Source organism: Micromonospora sp. RTGN7, from assembly GCF_033804645.1.
Classification (GTDB): Bacteria; Actinomycetota; Actinomycetes; order Mycobacteriales; family Micromonosporaceae; genus Micromonospora.
In genome coordinates, this window is the sequence record NZ_JAPZLF010000003.1 from 442,784 (window position 1) to 461,937 (window position 19,154).

Sequence of the window (19,154 nt, forward strand, 5' to 3'; positions counted from 1 at the left end):
TCGTCGACGCGGACACCGGTCGGCTCGAGATCGGCCTGACGGGACATCGTGCGATCCCGGGCCGCGGCGATGCCCTTGCTGGCTGGTACTCATTCCAGCCCGGCAAGGGGCGGACCGGCGTCGCTGAGGTCCGGGGGGTAGGAGACCCCCAGCCGTCGCCGGCGCGGCTCCAGACGCTGCCGACCTTTGACTCGCCGGCCGCCCTGCCCCGTGAGTCTCCGCCCGCCAACTTGAGCCCGGCCGCTGAGGCACTGTTCGCGCGCAGCTTCCCCTACCCCGGTGGGCGCATCTACAAGGGCAATCCGCCGTCGAACTCGGAGGATCTTCAGATGGCGGTGTCCAGCTCCCGCCTCTTGGGCGTGCCGGACATGTACGTCGTCGACATGCACGGCTGGGCGGGTTCCTTCGTTGTAGGAACTGGGCAGTTCAACGCGAGTGCGCTGGCCGAGGCGCTGGCTAATGACCCGTTCTGGCGGCCGGACAGCGATGGTAATCGGCCCGAGTTGCTGCTCACCTTCTGCAACGTCTATGCGCAGTCCAGCGACGGCGTGCCGTTCCTCCCGTTGGCCCAGCGGGTTGCCGACTTGTTGGTGCAGCAACTGGGCCCGGGCATCAGAGTTCAGGCCGCCGGCGGCGTTGTAACCGTCTCTACAAACCGTCGGCAATACGGGGTCGGAGTGCAGGTCCCGGCTGGACGGGATAAAATGCGGCGGGACGGTCAGCATAGTGCTGCCTATTTCTATCGGGTATTCGGCCGTCCGCATGGTGGTTTGCTGACAGAGCCGGAAAAGATGGTTCGGGCGTATCCGGTCGGCGAGCCGCCAGCAGGTATTTCCCCACCGGCGCCGGGCCAGCTCTATGAGGTGCCTTCGGATCTGCTCTTTCCCGTGCGGTATGACTGGAAGGCGACGCCCGCGGATCAGATGTCGACAGAGATGGTCGGTCTGGGCGGCGATTATGACAACGACCTTCGGCAGGTGCCTGAAAATGTGCGACGAAGCCTCAACCTGTCAGATCATGAGACTCGGGCACTCTGGCGCTTGCTGCATGACTACGACGAGGTCGGCCGGTCGGTGGCCATCGCGGACGCCGCTAGCGACATGGAGGTGTTCCAGGCCGAGTTGTGGCGCGGCCTGGTGCGTACCGCGGTAACCGCGGTAAGTAAACTGCCGACGCGTCAGTTCGGAGATGGAAACGGCCTAGGCTATCTTTCTGTTCCGATTGACGAGGGGGTCGACCCGATCGAGCGGGCGGCAGACTGGTTGGTGTATCCCGTGCCGCTTCCGGTGCGGGTGTCGAGCGTGCCGGTGCCGACGCGCGAGGGCTTGTTGGTGATCGCGGTGAGCGAGGAGCTCATCAAGAAGGCGACCGAGTTGGCCCCGGCAACATCCGACGGCGCGGACATCGGCCTGGTCTACCTGAATCCCGAAGTGGTGGACCTGAACCTTCATGATGCGGGCACCGACGGAGCGCTCGTTATGGTGGTGCCGGGTCCGGACTACTACCAGTCGCTCTCCGACGATAGCTCGGAATCTGATGGTTCCGACGGGCCGGTCGAATCCGACGCTTCCGGAGAAGCTGTTCCGCAACAGCGAGCCCCGCAGCCCTCCGGTGCCCCCAGGGCCGCGTTGCGCGGCGATCTCACGCCGGGGACGCCTGCCCGATCGTTGCCGAACGAGGGCGACGATCGGGCAGGCGTCCCCGGCGTGGCAGATCGAGGGAGCTTCGGTGCCGACTCGTCCTTGATGGCGGCGAGTGTGCTGACCGAGTTCTCGGCCAGTGGGGTGGAGACGCCGCCCGGGTTGTCCGGGGAACCGGCAGTAGTAGTTTCGACGAGCGCCCCAGGGTCACCGAACGGGGACCTGCTGTGGTTGACCGACGACAGCGTGCCGAGAAGCATGGCACCGCGGGTGCCCAACATGGTGACCGTCGTGTCGCGTCTGGACCACGATCAGCGACTCCACGTTGATGGCCGGTACCTTACCGCCGAGGAATTCGCAGCAGTCCTCCGACAGGAAGACCGGTCGTCTCCCACCGTGCCGGACGTATTGCTGGTTGTCGGTGAGGCCGCGCTGGCGAGCTCGTCGGAGCTCTCCTTCGCCGCCAGGTTGCGAAACAGTCTGGGCGTCGGGGTGCTGGCGTCTTCGAGCCCGGTGTTCCGCTGGTCGACGGGCGAGGCCGGGGAGTTGCGGGCCGTCGGGGTCGGGTTGTCACGAGATGCCGAAGATCGTCTGACCTCGCGGTTGGGCCCGTCCGAGTGGGCGTGGCATCCGCCGGGCGTGGGTGCGCCTGCGCAGTCGCTGTATTCGTCGTTGGCCGATTCGGTGTTCACGCTGCGGGGTGACCGGGCCTCGTGGCCGGGCGTGCAGTCGGGCCAGCCGACGTCAGGCATCTTGGCCAACGTGTCGCAGTGGGATGGGCTCAAAGTGGGGCCGGCGCCGGTCAACCCGCCTGCGGATCCCCACGTGGCGTCGGCGGCTCCCGTGAATGCCGACGCGGACTTCGCCGCTGCTCTGGCTGCTGCCCGAGCGCCCAACGGGGAGGGTGCCGCGTGGTCGACCATCAGGGCCGTGGCGACTCGGGCTGCGGCGGTTCCGGCGGGTTCGGCGACGGCAGCGCTAGCCGACAGCGACCTTGTCGCGCTGTGGCGATACCTGCGTGATCGGCAACTGACACTTGACCTTCCCTCGGCAACCAGCAAGATGTCGGACGCGGAGAGGGACCTGTGGGCGCGGACCGTCGCCCCAGCATCCGACGCCTGGGGTAAACTGCCCGACCATCCGGACAGGTCAGGGTTCAGCTTCGCTTACGTCGAGATGCGCCCTGGGAAATTGCCGGTCGAGTCCATTCTCAGTGAGTTCAACAATCCACAGAGGGGCCCGATCCCGACCAGCGGAAACCGACTACCGAGCGTGCCGCCGGGCACTATCGAGGTGATGCTGAGTAACTCGTTCGTGAAGGCTGCCGCGGGAATCGTCGCATCGCCATCGACCGACATTCCTGGTCTCGCCCAACCTCACCAATCGCCATGGGTGCTGCATCTTTCTCCCAACAGGAAGGGCAATAAGGGGCGCTACCACTTGGTCAGCTTGCCCGGTGTGTCAGCAGCTCTGTCCGTGTCGGGCGACCGCACGGGAATGCAGTTGACCGGGGTGGGAACCCCGGACCTGTCAGATCTGCGTGGGGCATGGAATTCGGAGCTGAACAGGGAGTTCTATCCGATCTTCATACACACCAACGTGTTGTCGCCCTTCGAGCAGGTGGAAATACACGTCTCGCAGCTGGCCGCCGAGATGCGACAGCGGCGGTCGTGGTGGGAGGGCAGGGTCCCGGTGCTGATCGGCGACTTCATGCGTCGATCCGGCAACCCGGTCGCCCAACAGATCTCGAATCTGCTGGACACTCCGGTGGTTGCTCCGCCGGCCGGTGCGGTGATGATGATTGATGGCAAGTTGGTGTCGGGCAGGTTGGCCACGTTTGCCAATGGGGGCGGTCGGCTCGAGATCGGTTTGACGAGGCACGATTCCCTGGTAGCGGGCCCCGCCGGTCGTTCTACTGGCTGGGAGAAATTCCAGCCCAGCGTGGGGCGGACCGAGGCGGTCGAGGTCCATGGGGCAGGAACCCCGAAAAGTCCTCCGGGGTCGCTGCTTCAATTCATGCCCACCACTGACTCGCCGGCCGCTCTGCCGCCCAGGTTTGCGCCCACCCCATTGGGTGTGGCCGCTGAAAGACTGTTCGCGAGGAGTTTCCCAATCCCCGGTGGGCGGACCTTCATGGGAAACCCGCCGATGGTGGCGGATCTGCGAACCTCGTTGATGGATCCTCGCTTGCCAGGCCTGCCTGGCATGTACATGATCATCGTCCACGGTTCTTCAGCTGGCATTGACCTTGCCGTAGCAGGTGTTTCGTTCCGTCTGGATGCGTTGGCCGAGGTGATCGCCAACGACCCGTTCTGGCAGCCGGACGCCCATGGTGAACGGGCCGAGTTGCTGCTGGTCATCTGCAACCCCTATGCGCAGCGCAGGGAAGGTGTGCCGTTCCTGCCGGTGGCCCAAGGCATTGCCGACGAGTTGGCGCTGCGCTTGAACCAGAGCGTCAAGGTCCAGGCAGGCGGCGGTATCGTAATAGGCGGTACGAAGACACGGAACTTCCAAGTGGCCGTTCAGGTTCGCGGCCTTCGCGTGAACGAAGTGGTGAATTACAGCGGCCATGAGGCTGCGGGCTTCTACCAGGTAACCGGCCGTCAGCGTGGTGAGGCACTGACAGCACCGAAGTGGACGGCCCGGGCGTATCCGGCCGGGGCACCGCCGATCGACGTGTCCGAACCGCGCCCCGGCCAGGCCGTTGCGGTGCCGCTCGATCTTCCGTTTCCGGTGCGTCCCGACTGGAGAGCGAGACCCGCAGATGTGATGGCCACGCGGATGGCCGGTCTGGGCGGCGATTATGAGCGCGACTTGCAGCAGGTGCCTGCGCAGGTGCGAAAAGAACTGAACCTGTCGGACCATGAGGCTCGGGCACTGTGGCGACTACTGCATGAGTACGATGGCTTCGGCCGGTTGGTGACTATTCCGGGCAGTGCGACGGAGCTGGAGGCATTCCAGGCCGGGTTGTGGCGCGGCCTGGTCCGCACCGCGGTGCACGCAGTGTGGAATTTGCCGGTGCGTCCCTTCGGCCGTGGCTGGGGTTACGTCTCCGTCCCGCTTGAGGCGGATGCCGATCCCCTGAAGCGGGCGAAAGAGTGGTTGGCGAATCCCGGCCCGGTTCCGGTGCGGGTGTCGAGCGTGCCCATGCCAACGTCAGACGACTCGTTGTTGATCGCAGTGAGCGGCGAGTTCGTCAGGAATGTGACCGAGTTGGTCTCGGGAGGGGCACCGGGCGGCCCGCAGGTCGGGCTGCTCCTCCTGGACAGGCTGTCGGTGGACGTGCGAATCGAGGAGCTCCCTGAGACGGGGGCACCGGCGTCTGGCGAGCGACCCAGGAGGCGGGTGCTCGCCAGGGTGGTGCAACAGCCGCTAGTTCGCCGGGTGCCCGTGCCGATCGACACGTCAGACACCTCGGACACGTCCGACTCGGATTCGTCATCCGAGGACGCGGTTTCCGAGAACGAAGCGGCGGAACATGCCCAGGCGGGGGCCGACTCCATCCGGCTCTCGACGCCTGACCAGCTGGGTGTTTCGGACAGGGTGGAGATTGATGCGGAGCGGTGGCGGCAGACGGGCGAGGCGTTCGTCTTCGAGCGATCGCCCGATGGCACGAGGGTGGCGGTGACCCGCCCGGCGGGCGGTGGTGAGCGGGTCGCGGTGCGGTATGCGTTGGTGCCGAGGTCGGATGAGTGGGTGTTCGAGGTGCGGCTGCACCTGACCGGTCAGCCGGATGACGTGCTCGACGGGGTCAAGAAGGCTGCCGAGGAGGGTGTGGAGAAGTACCTGGATACTCCGAGATATCGGTTGCCGTCGGTGGGTGTGCCGATGCGGGTGGCGGTGCGGTTCGTCGATGATCCGCAGCTGGCGCATGCCACGGTCACGGTGAGGGCTGCGGGCAGTCGGACGGATCAGGCGGGTTGGGCGCAGGGGCAGCCTTCGGCGACGTACGCGCACGAGGTGCTGCACTTCCTCGGCGCCATCGACCATGCCGGCGCGTCGTTGATGGGGCACCACCGTCCGGACGGGCCGTTGGCGGTCACCACCGACGACCTGCTGGAGATCGTGAAGACCCTGGAGCCGCATTACGCGGGTGTGGTCGGTAGTCGTGGTCCGGTCGATCGTCCGGAGGGCGCCGCGAGTGCGGCCCAGGGGCCGAGCAGCGTGATCGAATCCTGGGCCGATGGCGGGGTGGACACCCCGCCAGGGCTGCCCGATGCGCAGGCGGGGGCAGGTCCGGCGGGCGGCTCGTCGCTGCCGGACGGGGATGTGTGGTTGGCCGTCGAGGGTGCGCCGGAGGACATGGCACCGCGGGTGCCCAACATGGTGACCGTGGTATCGCTCCTGGACCGGCAGAAGATCAATATCGATGGCAGCGTTCTGACCGCCCAGGAATTCGCAGAGGCGCTCCGAGGGCGTTATGGGGATTCAGGTGTGCCGGATGTGTTGCTCGTCGTCGCCGAGTCGGCGGCGTCGATCGAATCGGAGCGCTCCTTCGCCGCTGTGTTGCGCGACACTCTGGGCGTCGGGGTGCTGGCATCTCCGAGCCCGCTGTTCCACTGGTCGACGGCGCCGTCCGGGGAGCTGCGAGCCGACGGGGTGGGGCTGTCAGCCCTTGCCGACGGGAACATCATCCTGCGGCTGGATCGGTCGGGGTGGGAGTGGTATCCGCCGGAGGTGGATGAACCTTCTCGGATGCTGCCGGCGTCGCTCGCCGACGCGGTGTTCTCAGCCCGTGGGGACCAGGTTTCCTGGCTGGACACGGCTCAGTCGAGGTCGGGCGACTGGTCCAACGTGTCGCAGCGGCAGGGCCTCAACGTGGGGCCTGAGCCGGCCGGCCCGCCCAGCGCTGCTGACGATCCCGGTGTGGAAACCGCCGCCGACCTGGATGTTCAGGCGTTCACTCGGACTGTGGGCGCGCTGTCGGTTCTCGACGCGGTGGCGACCCGGGCCTCGGTGGTTCCGTCCACCGCATCCAGTGCAGCGCTGTCCAAGCAGGAGGTGGTGGCGCTCCGGCGATACCTCAGCGACCGGCAACGGACACTTCAACTTCCCTCGGTGGCCAGCGAGATGTCGGACGCGGACAAGGCCCTCTGGGCGGACGTGGTGGCTCCGGCTTCCGAGGCTTGGGCGAAGCTGACCGATCACCCCGACAAGTCGGGGATCAGCTTCGCCTATGTGACGCAGCACCTCGACAGGTCGCCGATCAGGTCCATCCTGGCGGAGCTCAACAACCAGCAACGGGGCCCGATTCCCACCGGTGGGCGGCGCTCTGCCCCGCCGGGAACCGTCGAGGTGCTGGTAGGCAACGAATTCGTGAAGGATGCAACGGGGTTTGTTCCATCACATTTCGGAACTCCCGGCCTCGCTTGGCTCAACCAAGAGGCATGGATCGTGGAGTCCGTGCCGATGGAGGCGGGGGTCGCCTACCGACTGACCAAGCGTGTCGACCCGCAGTTGTCCGTGACCGGTGATAGCGCAGGAATGCTGGCGACCTCAACCGCGGGGAACGAACTCTCGAATTTGCGTGGCGCGTGGCACCCGGAGCCGGATAGTGGACTCTATCCGGTGTTCATAACCAACTACGCGGTGTCAGCGGTGACCATGCACAGTGCACTCGCGGGTGAGGTGGCGGCCGGGATGCGGCTTCGGCGGTCCCTGTGGCAGAACAAGGTGCCGATGTTGATCGGGGACTTCATGCGCCGATCCGGCGACCCGTTGGCCCAGCACCTTTCGGATCTGCTGGACACTCCGGTGATCGCGCCGTCCGCCGGTGCGGTGATGGTGATCGATAATAAGCTGGTGTCAGGTCACCTGGCCACGTTTGTCAATCAGGGCGGCCGCCTCGAGATCGGTTTGATGAGGCAGGACGCCTTGGGCACCGGGCCCGCCGGCCGACTTACCGGCTGGGAGGAATTCCAGCCGGGCGTGGGGCGGGTCAGGGCGGTCGAGATCGATCGAGCAGGAAGTCAGGCAGACCCGCCGGGGCCGCTGTTCCAGACCATGCCGACCTACGACGCGCCGGCTGCTCTGCCGTCTGAGCCGGCGCCCGCTGAGCTGAGCGAGGGCGCGCAGGACCTGTTCTCGTGGAGCTTCCCGGTCCCCGGCGGGCGCATTTTCAAGGGCAACCCGATCAAGAATCAAGTGGAACTGCACGTCAGCGCGAATGTTGCCCGCATGCCGCCGATCCCTGACGTCTATATCATCAATTCGCACGGCGGAGTGGACAGCGTTTCAGTAGCGGGCGACAATTTCAGGCCGCAGACGTTCGCCGAGGTGATGGCCAGTGACCCATTCTGGCAGCCGGACCGCGATGGAAATCGGGATCAGTTGTTACTGGCCGTCTGCAACACCTATTGGCAGCGGGAGGACGGCGTGCCGTTCCTGCCGGTGGCCCAGCTCTTTGCTGACGAGTTGGCGCTGCGCCTAGGCCAGAGCATCAAGGTGCTGGCGCCCGGGGGCCTCGTAGGTATGTATTACTCGCGACGTGGATATCAAGTGAGAGTCCGCACTCCCGGTCCTAATCCGAATGAGGTGGTGGATGACATCGAGCATCCGGCTGCCTATTTCTTCGAGGTGGTCGGTCGTCGGCCGGGTGAGCCGCTGACCGCGCCGAAGAAAATCTTCCGGGCGTATCCACCAGGGTTTGTGGGACACGAAAATTCACCAACGGCACCCGGCATTGCCGCGCCAGTGCCTCTTAGACTTCCTTATCCGGTCGACTTCGATTCGTATAACGCTGGGGAAGCGGATCAGATGGCCGTAGAGATGGTCGGCCTGGGCGGCGACTATGAGAATGACCTGCGGCAGGTTCCCGAGGAGTTGCGAGAAGAGCTGGATCTGTCAGATCACGAAGCTCGAGCGCTATGGCGATTTTTGCATGATTACGGCCGCATCGGCGAACTGGTGGCCATTGCGAATGAGGCGACCGAGATGGAGGCGTTCCAGGCCGGGTTGTGGCGCAGCCTGGTGCGCACCGTGGTAGGCGCACTGCGGTTTTTGCCGGCGCGTCCCTTCGGGGATGGCTGGGGCTACGTAGTTATTCCGCTTCTCCCGGGCATCGACGCCGTGGAGCAGGTGAAAGCGTGGTTGAATGACCTCGACTTCCCGGCGCGGGTGTCGAGCGTGGCGACACCGTCGACAGCCTCGGGCTCGCTGCTGGTGAAGGTGAGCGGCGAGTTCGTCAGGGCGGTCACCGAGTTCGCCCCGGGCGGGACGGCGGAGGGCCCCCAGATTGGCCTCCTCTATCGGGATGGCTGGCGGCTAGCTGTCCATCTCGAACACGATGCGGACACCGGCGTTCCGTTCGCCGTGGTCGACTCGAACGCAGTCGAGCCGGCGACGGCAAATTTGTCCGACACGGCTAGCGACCCCGGTGTCGAGTCCTTCGTGGAACCCGGCCAGATCGTCGCTCCACCCGCTCAACTTTCGGAAACCGACCAGGCCACCGAGCAGGCATTGTTCGAATACGAAAGTAGGAGGCATGAGCTCCCGGTCCTGACCGAGGCGAGCATTCGCCACGTGCCTGAGCATCGGAGGCTGTGGCAGCGTGTCATCGAGCCGGCCATGACCGCGATGTTGGCACTTCCGTGGCATGCCGAGGGCACCGGGTCCAGTTATGTCTATCTGCCGTTCGTGCCGGGTCGTTCCTCACGGGAGTCCGCGCTCAGCTGGTTGACGAGAGGGGCGCAGGGGCCGGTCCGGGCGTTCGAGCCGGACGCGCAGGCAGCGGTGCCAGCAACTGCCGTCCGGGTGGAGGTCAGTAACAAGCTGGTCAGGCAAATGCCAGCTGAGTGGTCCAACGGTGTGGACGGGTACTTCGACTCCGTCGTTGAACCTTGGCTCCTCCGCACCGAGGCGGGCTTGCCAGGTGCTGAGCCGCGTCTGCGGTTGGTCGGGGTGGAGCTCGACCCGTCGTGGCTGCCGCAGGCGGATCGTGCGGGCATGGTTGCCACGTGGCGGGAGGTAGAGAGTCCGGTGGTGTCGCAGTTGCGGCAGGCGTGGAGCCCGGAGCGCACTCCGCAGTTGTATCCGATCTTCGTCTCCGCCGAGGCGGGCGTGGCGGGGGATGGCCCTGGGTTGCCCGATCGGGCGGGGCGGATCGCGGCCGCTTTGCGGACCATTCGGGGCTTCTGGGTGCACAAGGTTCCGGTGCTGTTGACTGATCTGCCAATCGGTGATGCGGTGCCTTTCGCGCAGTTTGTGGCTGATCAGGTCGGGTTCCCGGTGGTGGCGGCGACGGGTGTGGTCGCGGTTGCGGCGGGTGAGATCGTGTCGACGGTCGGGGCCGCGGATGGTGGGCAGCGACCGATCGGTTCGGACCCTGGGTCGGCGTCGTTCGATCCGTCTGGCACGCCGGGGGAGGGCAGTGCGGGTTGGGACGTGTTCTGGCCGAACGGCCAGAGACAGGGGCACGCGGCGTTCGGCCCTGCCCTGATCACTGACGTCGTTCCAGCCGCAACGCCGAGCGATCGGGCCGCCGTCGAGCCGTACGGGTCGTCGCCCGGCGTCGGCCCCGATGTGGCCGGCGATGGTGCGCGGGCACCTTCGATGGCGCTGCGCCCGGCGGCCCTGCCCCAAGGCGCTGAGCCGGTGGGGCTGCGGGTCGACACCCCCTTGCCAGGGCCGGGAATGCCCCGCCGGAGCGCGGGGACAGCCCCGAGGAGCGGTTCGTCCCTGCCCAACGGCGACGTGTGGTGGTTGGCCGGCGACAGCGTGCCGAGGAGCATTGCGCCGCGGGTGCGCGACATGGTGACGGTGGTATCGCGGCTGAACCAGAATCAGGAGATTCACCTCGACGATCGGAGCCTCACCGCCGAGGAGTTCGCAGCGGCTCTCCGCGAGCGTCATGGGGCTTCCGGCGTGCCGGACGTGTTGCTGGTCGTCGGCGAGGCGGCGGTGGCGAGGGCCCCGGAGCTGTCCTTCGCCGCCCGGGTGCGCGACAGCCTGGGCGTCGGGGTGCTGGCGTCTGCGAGCCCGGTGTTCCGCTGGTCCACCGGCGAGGCCGGGGAACTGCGGGCCATCGGAATGGGACTGTCGCGTAACGTCGACAACCTGATCACGTTGCGGTTGGGTCGATCGGCGTTCAAGTGGTATCCACCGACAGCCGGTGAACCCGCACAGGTGCTGCGGTCGTCGCTGGCCGACGCGGTGTCCTCCCTCCGTGGTAGCCGGGTCATGTGGACGAACACGGGTGAGCCGCGATCGGGCGTCTGGGCCAACGAGTCGCAGTGGTCGGGCCTTGCTGTCGGGGCGGCACCGGAAGGCCCGTCCGGCGGTGCTGCCGGCTCCAAGGCCGTCAGGAAAGGTGTCGGGCTGTGGCGACACTTCTCTGATCGGCAGGGAAAGTTGTCCTACGTCGAATGGTCAAGGCTGCCCGCCCATCCGAGCAGCTCGGGGTTTAGCTATGCCTATGTCGAGGCGCACCCTGGGAAGTTGCCGATCGAGTCCATTCTGTCCGAGCTGAACAACGGGCAACGGGGGCCGATTTCCACCGGCAGGCGACGTGCTGCCCCGCCGGGGACGGTCGAGGTGATGGTAAGTAACGTATTCGTGAAAGATGCGAGGGGGCTCGCTCGATCGTCGTCGAGCGGCAACCCCGGTCTCGCCTATCTGCACCGAGCAGCCTGGTCGGTGCAGATCGCGGGGATCAGGGGAAGCGATGAGATGGTCCACCTCCTGGCCAAGCTGGTCCCGGAAAAGATGCACGTGACCGGCGACGGCGCAGGCATGGTGGTGACCTGGGCCGGCTCGCCGGACATGTCGAACCTGCGGGCGGCCTGGAATTCGGAGCTGAACAGCGACTTCTACCCGGTCTTCATCAGCGACTGGCTGATGTCGGAGTCGGAGGGTCAGAGTTCGAACGCGGGCGTGGTGGCGGCCGAGATGCGGCGTCTGCGGTCGTGGTGGCAGGGCAGGGTGCCGGTGCTGATCGGCGACTTCATTCGTCGTTCCGGCAACCCGGTCGCCCAGCAGATCGCGGATCTGCTGGACACTGCGGTGGTCGCGCCGCCCGCCGGTGCGGTGATGGTCATCGACGGCAAGCTGGTGTCGGGTCGGACGGCCACGTTCGTCAACGAGGACGGTCGGCTCGAGATCGGGTTGACGACGCACGCCGACTCGGTCGTGGAGCCCGCCGGTCACCCCACCGGCTGGGAGAGATTCCAGCCGGGCATGGGCCGGGTCGCGGCCGTCGAGGTCCGTGCCGCAGGAGAGCCGCCGCTGCGAGGACGCGAGCGGGGCGGGCGGCAGGCCGACCACCGGGGGCAGCCGTTCCAGCTCCTGCCGACCTTCGACTCGCGCGCCCTGCCCGGTGAGCCCCTGCCTCCCGGTATGAGCAGGTCGGCCCGAGACCTGTTCACGCAGAGTGTCGCCAGAAGTGGCGGACGCATCTTCTTCGGCAACATGCCCGATGATCACGACGATCTGCTGAGCGTCTTGCATACCTCCCGCTTCCCGAGCCTTCCCGGCATGTACGTCGTCGACATGCACGGCGGCGAGGACGGCCTTTCGCTGGGAGATGACTCGATCGACGCCAGCGTCTTGGCCGAGGTGTTGGTGAATGACCGCTTCTGGCAGCCGGACAAGGACGGCAATCGGGCCGAGCTCCTGCTGGCCTTCTGTAATCCCTTCGCGCAGCCAAGGGACGGCGTGCCGTTCCTGCCGGTGGCGCAGCGGGTCGCCGACGAGTTGGCGCTGCGCCTGGGCAGCAGCATCAGGGTTCAGGCCGCCGGCGGTGTCGTCAACTTCGAGCGCACGCATCTGGGCATGACCGTGGCCGTGCAGTCTCCCGGTGCCAGCCCCGGCCAGATCGTGGAGGACGGCGGGCATCCCGCTTCCTCCTTCTTCGCGGTGGTCGGTCGTACGCCAGGTGGGCCGCTTGTCGCGCCGACGCCGACGGCCCGGGCGTATCCGATCGGGACGCCGTCGTCCGGCATATCTGCACCGCAGCCTGGCCGGAGCGAGAAGGTGCCTCTTGCGCTGACCTTTCCAGTGGGCGCCGGGTGGACGGTGCGGCACTCGGATGTGCTGGCCACGGAGCTGGTCGGTCTGGGTGGCGAATACGACAACGACCTGCGGCAGGTGCCCGAGGACGTGCAGGACGAACTGAACCTGGGGGATCCGGGGGCGCGGGCTCTGCGGCGGTTGCTGGTCGATTACGACCGTGTGGGCAAGCTGCTGACCATCGCCGAGAACGCGACCGAGCTGGAGGCGTTCGAGGCCGGGTTGTGGCGCGGGCTGGTGCGTACCGCAGTCCACGCCGTGCGGGACCTGCCGGCGCGTCCCTTCGGGCATGAAGGTGGCTGGGGTTACCTCTCCGTTCCGCTCGAGCCGGGCGTCGACCCCCTGGGGCAGGCGCACGAGTGGTTGGCAAGCCGCGAGTTTCCGGTGCGGGTGTCGAGCGTGGCACCACCGCCGGACCCGGGCTCGCTGTTGGTCGCGGTGAGCGGCGAGTTCGTCAAGAAGGTGACCGAGTTGGCACCGGACGGGACCCCGGACGGCTCGGAGGTCGGCCTGGTCTACGTCGATCACTGGTTGGCAGACGTGCGAATTGTCGACGATGTCGACTCGGGGGCGGGCCTCGCGACGGTGGTTCCCCGGACGGCCCCCGGCGCATCGCCCGAAGAGATCGACATGTCGGGCCTGGTCGCCCGTCCCCGTCCCCGGGCCGCTGGCGTCGCCGTACCGGCCGCTGGTGTCGCTGCGGGTGGCGAAGCGAGCGAGCCGGCCGCCGTGGCACCGCACCCGTCGCCCGACTCGCTGACGACCCCGGAGTTCCAGTACGCCGATGCTGCCGGTGGTCGTGGCCCGGGCGACCGTCTCGCGGGTGCCCCGAGCGCGGCATCCGTTACGAGCAGTGCGGCCGGTTCCCGGGACGGCAGGGCCCAGAGGGCTGCCGGGCGGCCCGGCCAGCCGACGGGGCCAGCCCCGACGAGCGTCACGTCGCTGCCGGACGGGGCGCGCTGGTGGTTGGGCGACGAGCGCGGGGCGAGGGAGCTGTCGCCGTGGGCCGGGGCACCACGAGTGGCCGACATGGTGACGGTGGTGTCGCGGCTGAACAGCCCGAAGCAGTTGATCCAGGTCGGCGCTCGTCGCATGACCGCCGAGGAGTTCGCAGCTTATCTCCGACGGCGTGGTTGGGCTCCCGGTGGGCCGGATGTGCTGCTGATCGTCGCCGAGGCTGCGGTGGCGGGGCCGCTGGAGCGGTCTTTCGCCGCCAGGTTGCGGGACAGCCTGGGCGTCGGGGTGCTGGCCTCTGCGAGCCCGGTGCTCCGTTGGTCCACCGCCGGGACCGGGGAGCTGCGAGCCACCGGAGCGGGGCTGTCGCGCGACGCCGACACGCGGCTCAGGGTGCGGCTGGGGCGGTCGGCGTGGGAGTGGTATCCGCCGCACGCGGGCGATCCCGCCCGGGTGCTGCCGTCGTCGCTGGCCGATGCGGTGTCGTTGCTGCCCGGTGGTCGCCAGGTCTTCTGGCCGGACACGGACGGGGCGCAGTCCGGAATCTGGGCCAACGACTCACAGTGGCGCGGCACCGGTGGGGGGCCGGTGCCGGTCGTGGCGGTCGACGGCACCGCCGGGTCCGAGCTGCGGCCGACGGCTGTTGCGGATGCGGATGCGGAGGCGAGCTTCGCCACCTGGGCGCAGCTGCCCGATCACCCGGACCCGGAGGGGAAGAGCTACGCCTACATCGAGGCGCACCCCGGGAAGCTGCCGATCGAGTCCATCCTGGCGGAACTCAACAACGACCAGCGGGGTCCGATCCCGACCGGCGGGCGACGCCCCGCCCCGGCGGGCACCATCGAGGTGCTGGTGGGCAACGCACTCGTGAAGGACGCTACGGGGCCCTCCCCGTCGTCATCGAACGGCGCTGTTGGTCTCGCCCTGCTGAGCCGATCGGCGTGGTCGCTGAGACTCGGGGGGATCGAAGGGCGGCCCGCCTACCAGTTGACCAGGCCGCCCCGCAGCGGCATCTCCGTGACCGACGACGACGCAGGGATGCTGGCGACCTGGGCCGGCTCGTCAGACCTGTCGGAGCTGCGGGCAGCCTGGGATTCGGCGGCGCTGAACGACAGGTTCTACCCGGTCTTCATCGGCAGCTCCTTGAACGCGCAGCAGATGAAGAGCGACGTTCTCATCGACGTCCTGGCGGGCGAGATGCGCCGTCAGCGGTCTCGGTGGCAGAGCAAGGTGCCGGTGCTGATCGGCGACTTCCGGCGTAGCTTCGGCAACCCGTTCGCCGCGCAGCTTGCGGATCTGCTGGACACCGCGGTGGTCGCGCCGCCGGCCGGTGCGGTGATGGTCATCGACGGCAAGCTGGTGTCGGGTCGGTTGGCCACGTTCGTCAACGAGGGTGGTCAGCTCGAGATCGGGTTGACGAGGCATGCCGACTCGGTTGCGGGCCCTGCCGGTCACCCCACTGGCTGGGCGGAATTCCAGCCGGGCATGGGGCGGGTCCGGGGGGTCGAGATCGAGGGAGCAGGACAGCTCCCGGCGCTGCCGGGGCCGATGTTCCAGTCGGTGCCGACCTCCGACTCGCCGGTCGCCCTGCCCGCCGAGTCGCCGCCCGCCGGGCTGAGTGAGGCCGCCCGGGAGCTGCTCGCGCTGAGCGTGCCGTACTCCGGTGGACGCCTCTTCCTGGGCAACCCGCCGAATGATCAAAAAGACCTGTTTTCGATGTTGAGCAATTCCCGCCTGCCGGGTCTCGAGGGCATGTACATCATCGAGATGCATGGCGTGGCAGATCACTTTTCAGTAGCAGGCAGAGCATTCGACGCGAGCACGCTGGCTGAAGTGGTCGCCAGCGACCCGTTCTGGCGGCCGGATGCCGCTGGTGATCGGCCCGAGTTGCTGCTGGCCGTCTGCAACATCTATTCGCAGCCCCGGGCGGGCGTGCCGTTCCTGCCACTGGCCCAGCGGTTCGCCGACGCGTTGGCGCTGCGCCTGGGCCGGAGCATCACGGTTCAGGCGGCCGGCGGTCTGGTGAAGTTCAATCACAAGGAGCGAGGCTTCCGGGTGGCCGTCCGGGTTCCGGTCCCCCGCTCGGACCAGCCGTCGGCGACCTCGCCGCCGAAGCGGCAGCTGCTCGTCAGGGATGACTACCAGCACCCGGCTGCGGGTTTCTACCGGGTGCGCGGCACGCTCGATGGGCCGCCGGTCGCGCCGGAGCGCACGGCCCGGGCCTATCCGGTCGGGGTGCCGCAGCCGGAGGGCAACTCCGAACCGTTCCCGGGTTCCAGCGATCAGGTTCCGCTCACGCCTTCCGACCTTTCCTTTCCGGTTTATCCCGAATGGAAAGCGAGGCCTGCGGATCTGAAGGCCACGGAGTTGGTCGGCCGGGCGGGCGACTACGAACGCGACCTGAAACAGGTGAGCGAAGATGCGCGGAGCGTGGTCAACCTGACGGACCACGAGGTCCGAGCCCTGTGGCGGTTGTTGCACGAGTACGATGGAATCGGCCGATTGGTGACCATCGGGAACGCCGCGAGCGAGATGGAGAGGTTCCAGGCCGATTTGTGGCGCGGTCTGGTGCGCACCGCGGTCGGCGCGGTGCGGCACTTGCCCGACCGTCCCTTCGGGACGGCTGGTGGTTGGGGTTACGTTTCCATTCCCCTTGCCTGGGGCGTCGACCCGGCGAAGCGTGCGAAAGAGTGGTTGGCGAATCCCGGGTTGGTTCCGGTGCGGGTGTCGAGCGTGGCGGGGCCGAGAATGCCGAACTCGTTGTTGATCGCAGTGAGCAACGAGTTCGTCAAGAAGGTCACCGAGCTGGCGCCGAATGTGTCGGACGGCGCCGAGGTCGGCCTGCTCTATCTGGATCACCGGTTGGTGAACGTGCTGATCGAACGCGATGCCAGGACCGGGGCCGTGCTCGTCAAGGTGGTAGGAGAGGCAGAGCTGGTGGATGCCGGGCCGCAGTCACGTCGCTGGTGGCACAGGGCGGGGCGGTGAACGGATCCGGGGGGATGTCAGGCGGCGGGCGGGGAAGCCCCGAGCCGCGTCGGTGCCGCCGAGCAGTCGGGCGACGGTGCACCACGGGCCTGAAGACTCCCCGGTAGGGCCGGTCATGATGGCGGGGCGGCAGCACGCCGCCCGGCCGGGTGCCGTGTGGTGTGGTGTGGTGATGAGTTCATCTCGTACGAGGGAGTTGTCGTGACTGTTTCTATCCGTAGTGCCGACGAGCTTGACCGGGTCGCCGGTTGCCATGACATGTTGCTGCGTCTGGCGGGTCGGCTGCCCGATGACCTGATCGCTCAGGCGCGCAGCTGGCTCGCGGAGCGGGATCTGGGCAAGCTGGCCCAGGCGGTGGCGTGGGCCGTCACGGCACAGCGAATGGCCCCGCACCCCGATGATGCCGCCCTGCTGGTCGATCTGCTGGGCGAGGCGGGGCTGGACAGCTCCAAGCTCGAGGGTCTCGACCAGGCTGAGCACGACGTGGTGGTTCCGTACCTGTTCCAGCCGGTCACGCCGGACGAGGCGGAGGCGATTCGGGAGCATGGCGGGGAGATTCCGGTCGCGCTGGATCTGACGATCGGCGTGCCGAACCTGGACCCGGCGGACGCGGCGGCGGTGGAGGCGGTCGCTGCCCTGCCCGGGGTGCACGGCCTGTGGCGGGCGTGGCGGTCGGCGGCCAACGGCGCGGCGTGGCCGCTGCCGCGTCGGGTCTATCTGGTGGAGGCGGCTGACCCGGCGGACCGCCCCCGGCTGGCCGCCGCCCTGCAGGGCGCACTGGAGGCCGCGGGCGAGGTGGCACCCCAGGTTGAGGTGAACGCCGTGGGTGAGACGTCGGGGTACTACCAGCGCACGGCGCGCGGGGCCGGGGCATTGCTCTGGGCGCACCAGCCCGCCCCGAGGATCGAGAACGCGGCGGTGTTCGATTCCGTCGACCCGGCGCGGGGTGCGGTCTTCGCACCGGATCACCCGAAGGTCGCCGATGCGACGGCCCGGGAGGCGCTGCTCGCCTATCTCGATGGTGGCCACGAGTTGGTGTGGACCAACGCGACCCTCGACGACGTGGTGGACCCCGGCCGGGGCCAGGTGGTCCCGTTGAACTTCCGCACCGACGGCACCTGGATCTGGCCCGGCGTCGTCACGTACTACCTGCGCGAACATCACCTGCGGCCGGACGATCGGCTGGTGGAGCACATTGAGAAGGCGGAGTTCCGGTTGGCGCCCCTGGACGGGGTGGCGATCTTCCGTACGCTGACCAAGCTGCAGGAACCGCCGACGGGTGAGCCGGTGTGGCGGTTCCCCGACAACGACCCGGAGTGGTCCTGACAGCTCCTCGGCCTGCCTGTGGCGCAGTTCACGGGCGGCGTCACGGGTGGTTGGGTGTCGCCGCACCGGTCGATGACTGCGTGTAGGCGACGAATCACCCGGTGGGCGGCGAAACGGCCCAATGGGCCCGAGTGGGCCCGGTTCGGCATCCTCGTGCCGGCCTCAACGGCAGGGTTCCGACGATCGGCGAGAGAAGATGACCGAACGGCCAGCCGTGCAGTGGGGTGCCAAAGCCGTCCGATCAGGACATTCCCGTCGCGCTGCCGGGCTCCTAGAGGTTTCCTGCCCCTGGCCAGAGGCCGTCAAGGCTATCTCGGCGTGATGCCCCCCGTGCTCCTTCTGAGAACTTGCTATACGGTCGGAGGGTGATGGTCGAGGAACATTGGTGGAACGGTGACACGACCCCTCGCGGGCGTCGTGATGTGTACATCCGCACTGACGGTCGACGTTGGGATGTTCAGGCGCAGATCGGCGGCGAGTCCGGCCGCTCCAAGGTGCAGGAATGCCCCAGCCGGGCCTCGGCGGCCATCCTCGCCGGCGCCTGGCGTGGCAATCAGGCGACCTGGCGCGAACTGCCGCGCTGACGCCCGGTCGGCAGCCTTCCGGCCCGCCCGCAGCGGTCGTAGTCGTGGGTGAGGGCCGTGCGTCCGAAGGCGGCGGGGTGCACACCGCCCCGCCGGCGAAGATTTGCCCGGCCCTCACCCCGCCCGTTTTCTGCTCCCGTCAACGCGATCCGCCCCTGGCCGGTCGCGGTTTCCCGCCGGGCTGCCTCGCCACCCCACCCTCCGGCCGAAGGGGGTGGCGGCCGATCAGCACCGCGCCGAGCAGCCCGGCGAGCGTCGAGGAGGCCGGTACCACGACCGGCCGGTCGTGGTACGCGGCGTATCCGGCCGTCGCGAGCAGCCCGAAGACTGTGCCGGCCACTCCGCCGAGGGCGGACAGGACCACCGACTCGGTGAGGAACTGCGCGCGGATCTGACCCCGGTGGGCGCCGAGCGCGCGGCGCAGACCAATCTCGCAGCGGCGTTCCAGCACGGAGGTGACCCATCGTGTTGGCGATGCCGAAGAATTAGCCGGCGCGCGCGGGTCAGGCCGACCGCGGCGTACGCGATCCGCCGAAACGTCGCCCCCCCCCGGGGTCGCCCGGCGGGGCGCCCCCCGTGGCCGCCCCAGCCGGCAGGGCAGGCGGCGCACCCCCCCGGACGCCCCGGCGACACGACCGCCCCGGAGAAGGGCGGGGGG

General features: G+C 68.1%; 4 protein-coding genes (1 of these 4 cut by a window edge). 3 read left to right on the plus strand and 1 reads right to left on the minus strand.

The genetic code is table 11. The features are described from left to right. The 3 genes from SNR22_RS06990 to SNR22_RS07000 form a co-directional block, all read left to right on the plus strand. Window positions 1-16,586 carry the 3' end of a hypothetical protein gene (locus SNR22_RS06990; protein WP_320065633.1) on the plus strand. 36,922 nt of this gene lie to the left of the window's left edge, so the window shows 16,586 of its 53,508 coding nt (coding positions 36,923-53,508); its start codon lies off the left edge, out of view; its stop codon occupies window positions 16,584-16,586. A 201-nt stretch (window positions 16,587-16,787) separates the two neighbouring features. Next, window positions 16,788-17,912, plus strand: coding sequence for a hypothetical protein (locus SNR22_RS06995; protein ID WP_320065634.1), 1,125 nt, complete (start codon window positions 16,788-16,790; stop codon window positions 17,910-17,912). 368 nt (window positions 17,913-18,280) lie between these two features. Continuing rightward, the gene (locus SNR22_RS07000; protein WP_320065657.1) at window positions 18,281-18,496 is read left to right on the plus strand and encodes a hypothetical protein; all 216 of its coding nucleotides are present in this window, start codon (window positions 18,281-18,283) and stop codon (window positions 18,494-18,496) included. Window positions 18,497-18,635: 139 nt separating this feature from the next. On the opposite strand, the gene SNR22_RS07005 is transcribed toward SNR22_RS07000, so the two are convergent. Next, window positions 18,636-18,947, minus strand: coding sequence for an ABC transporter permease (locus SNR22_RS07005; protein ID WP_320065635.1), 312 nt, complete (start codon window positions 18,945-18,947; stop codon window positions 18,636-18,638). Between the last annotated feature and the right edge of the window lie 207 nt (window positions 18,948-19,154).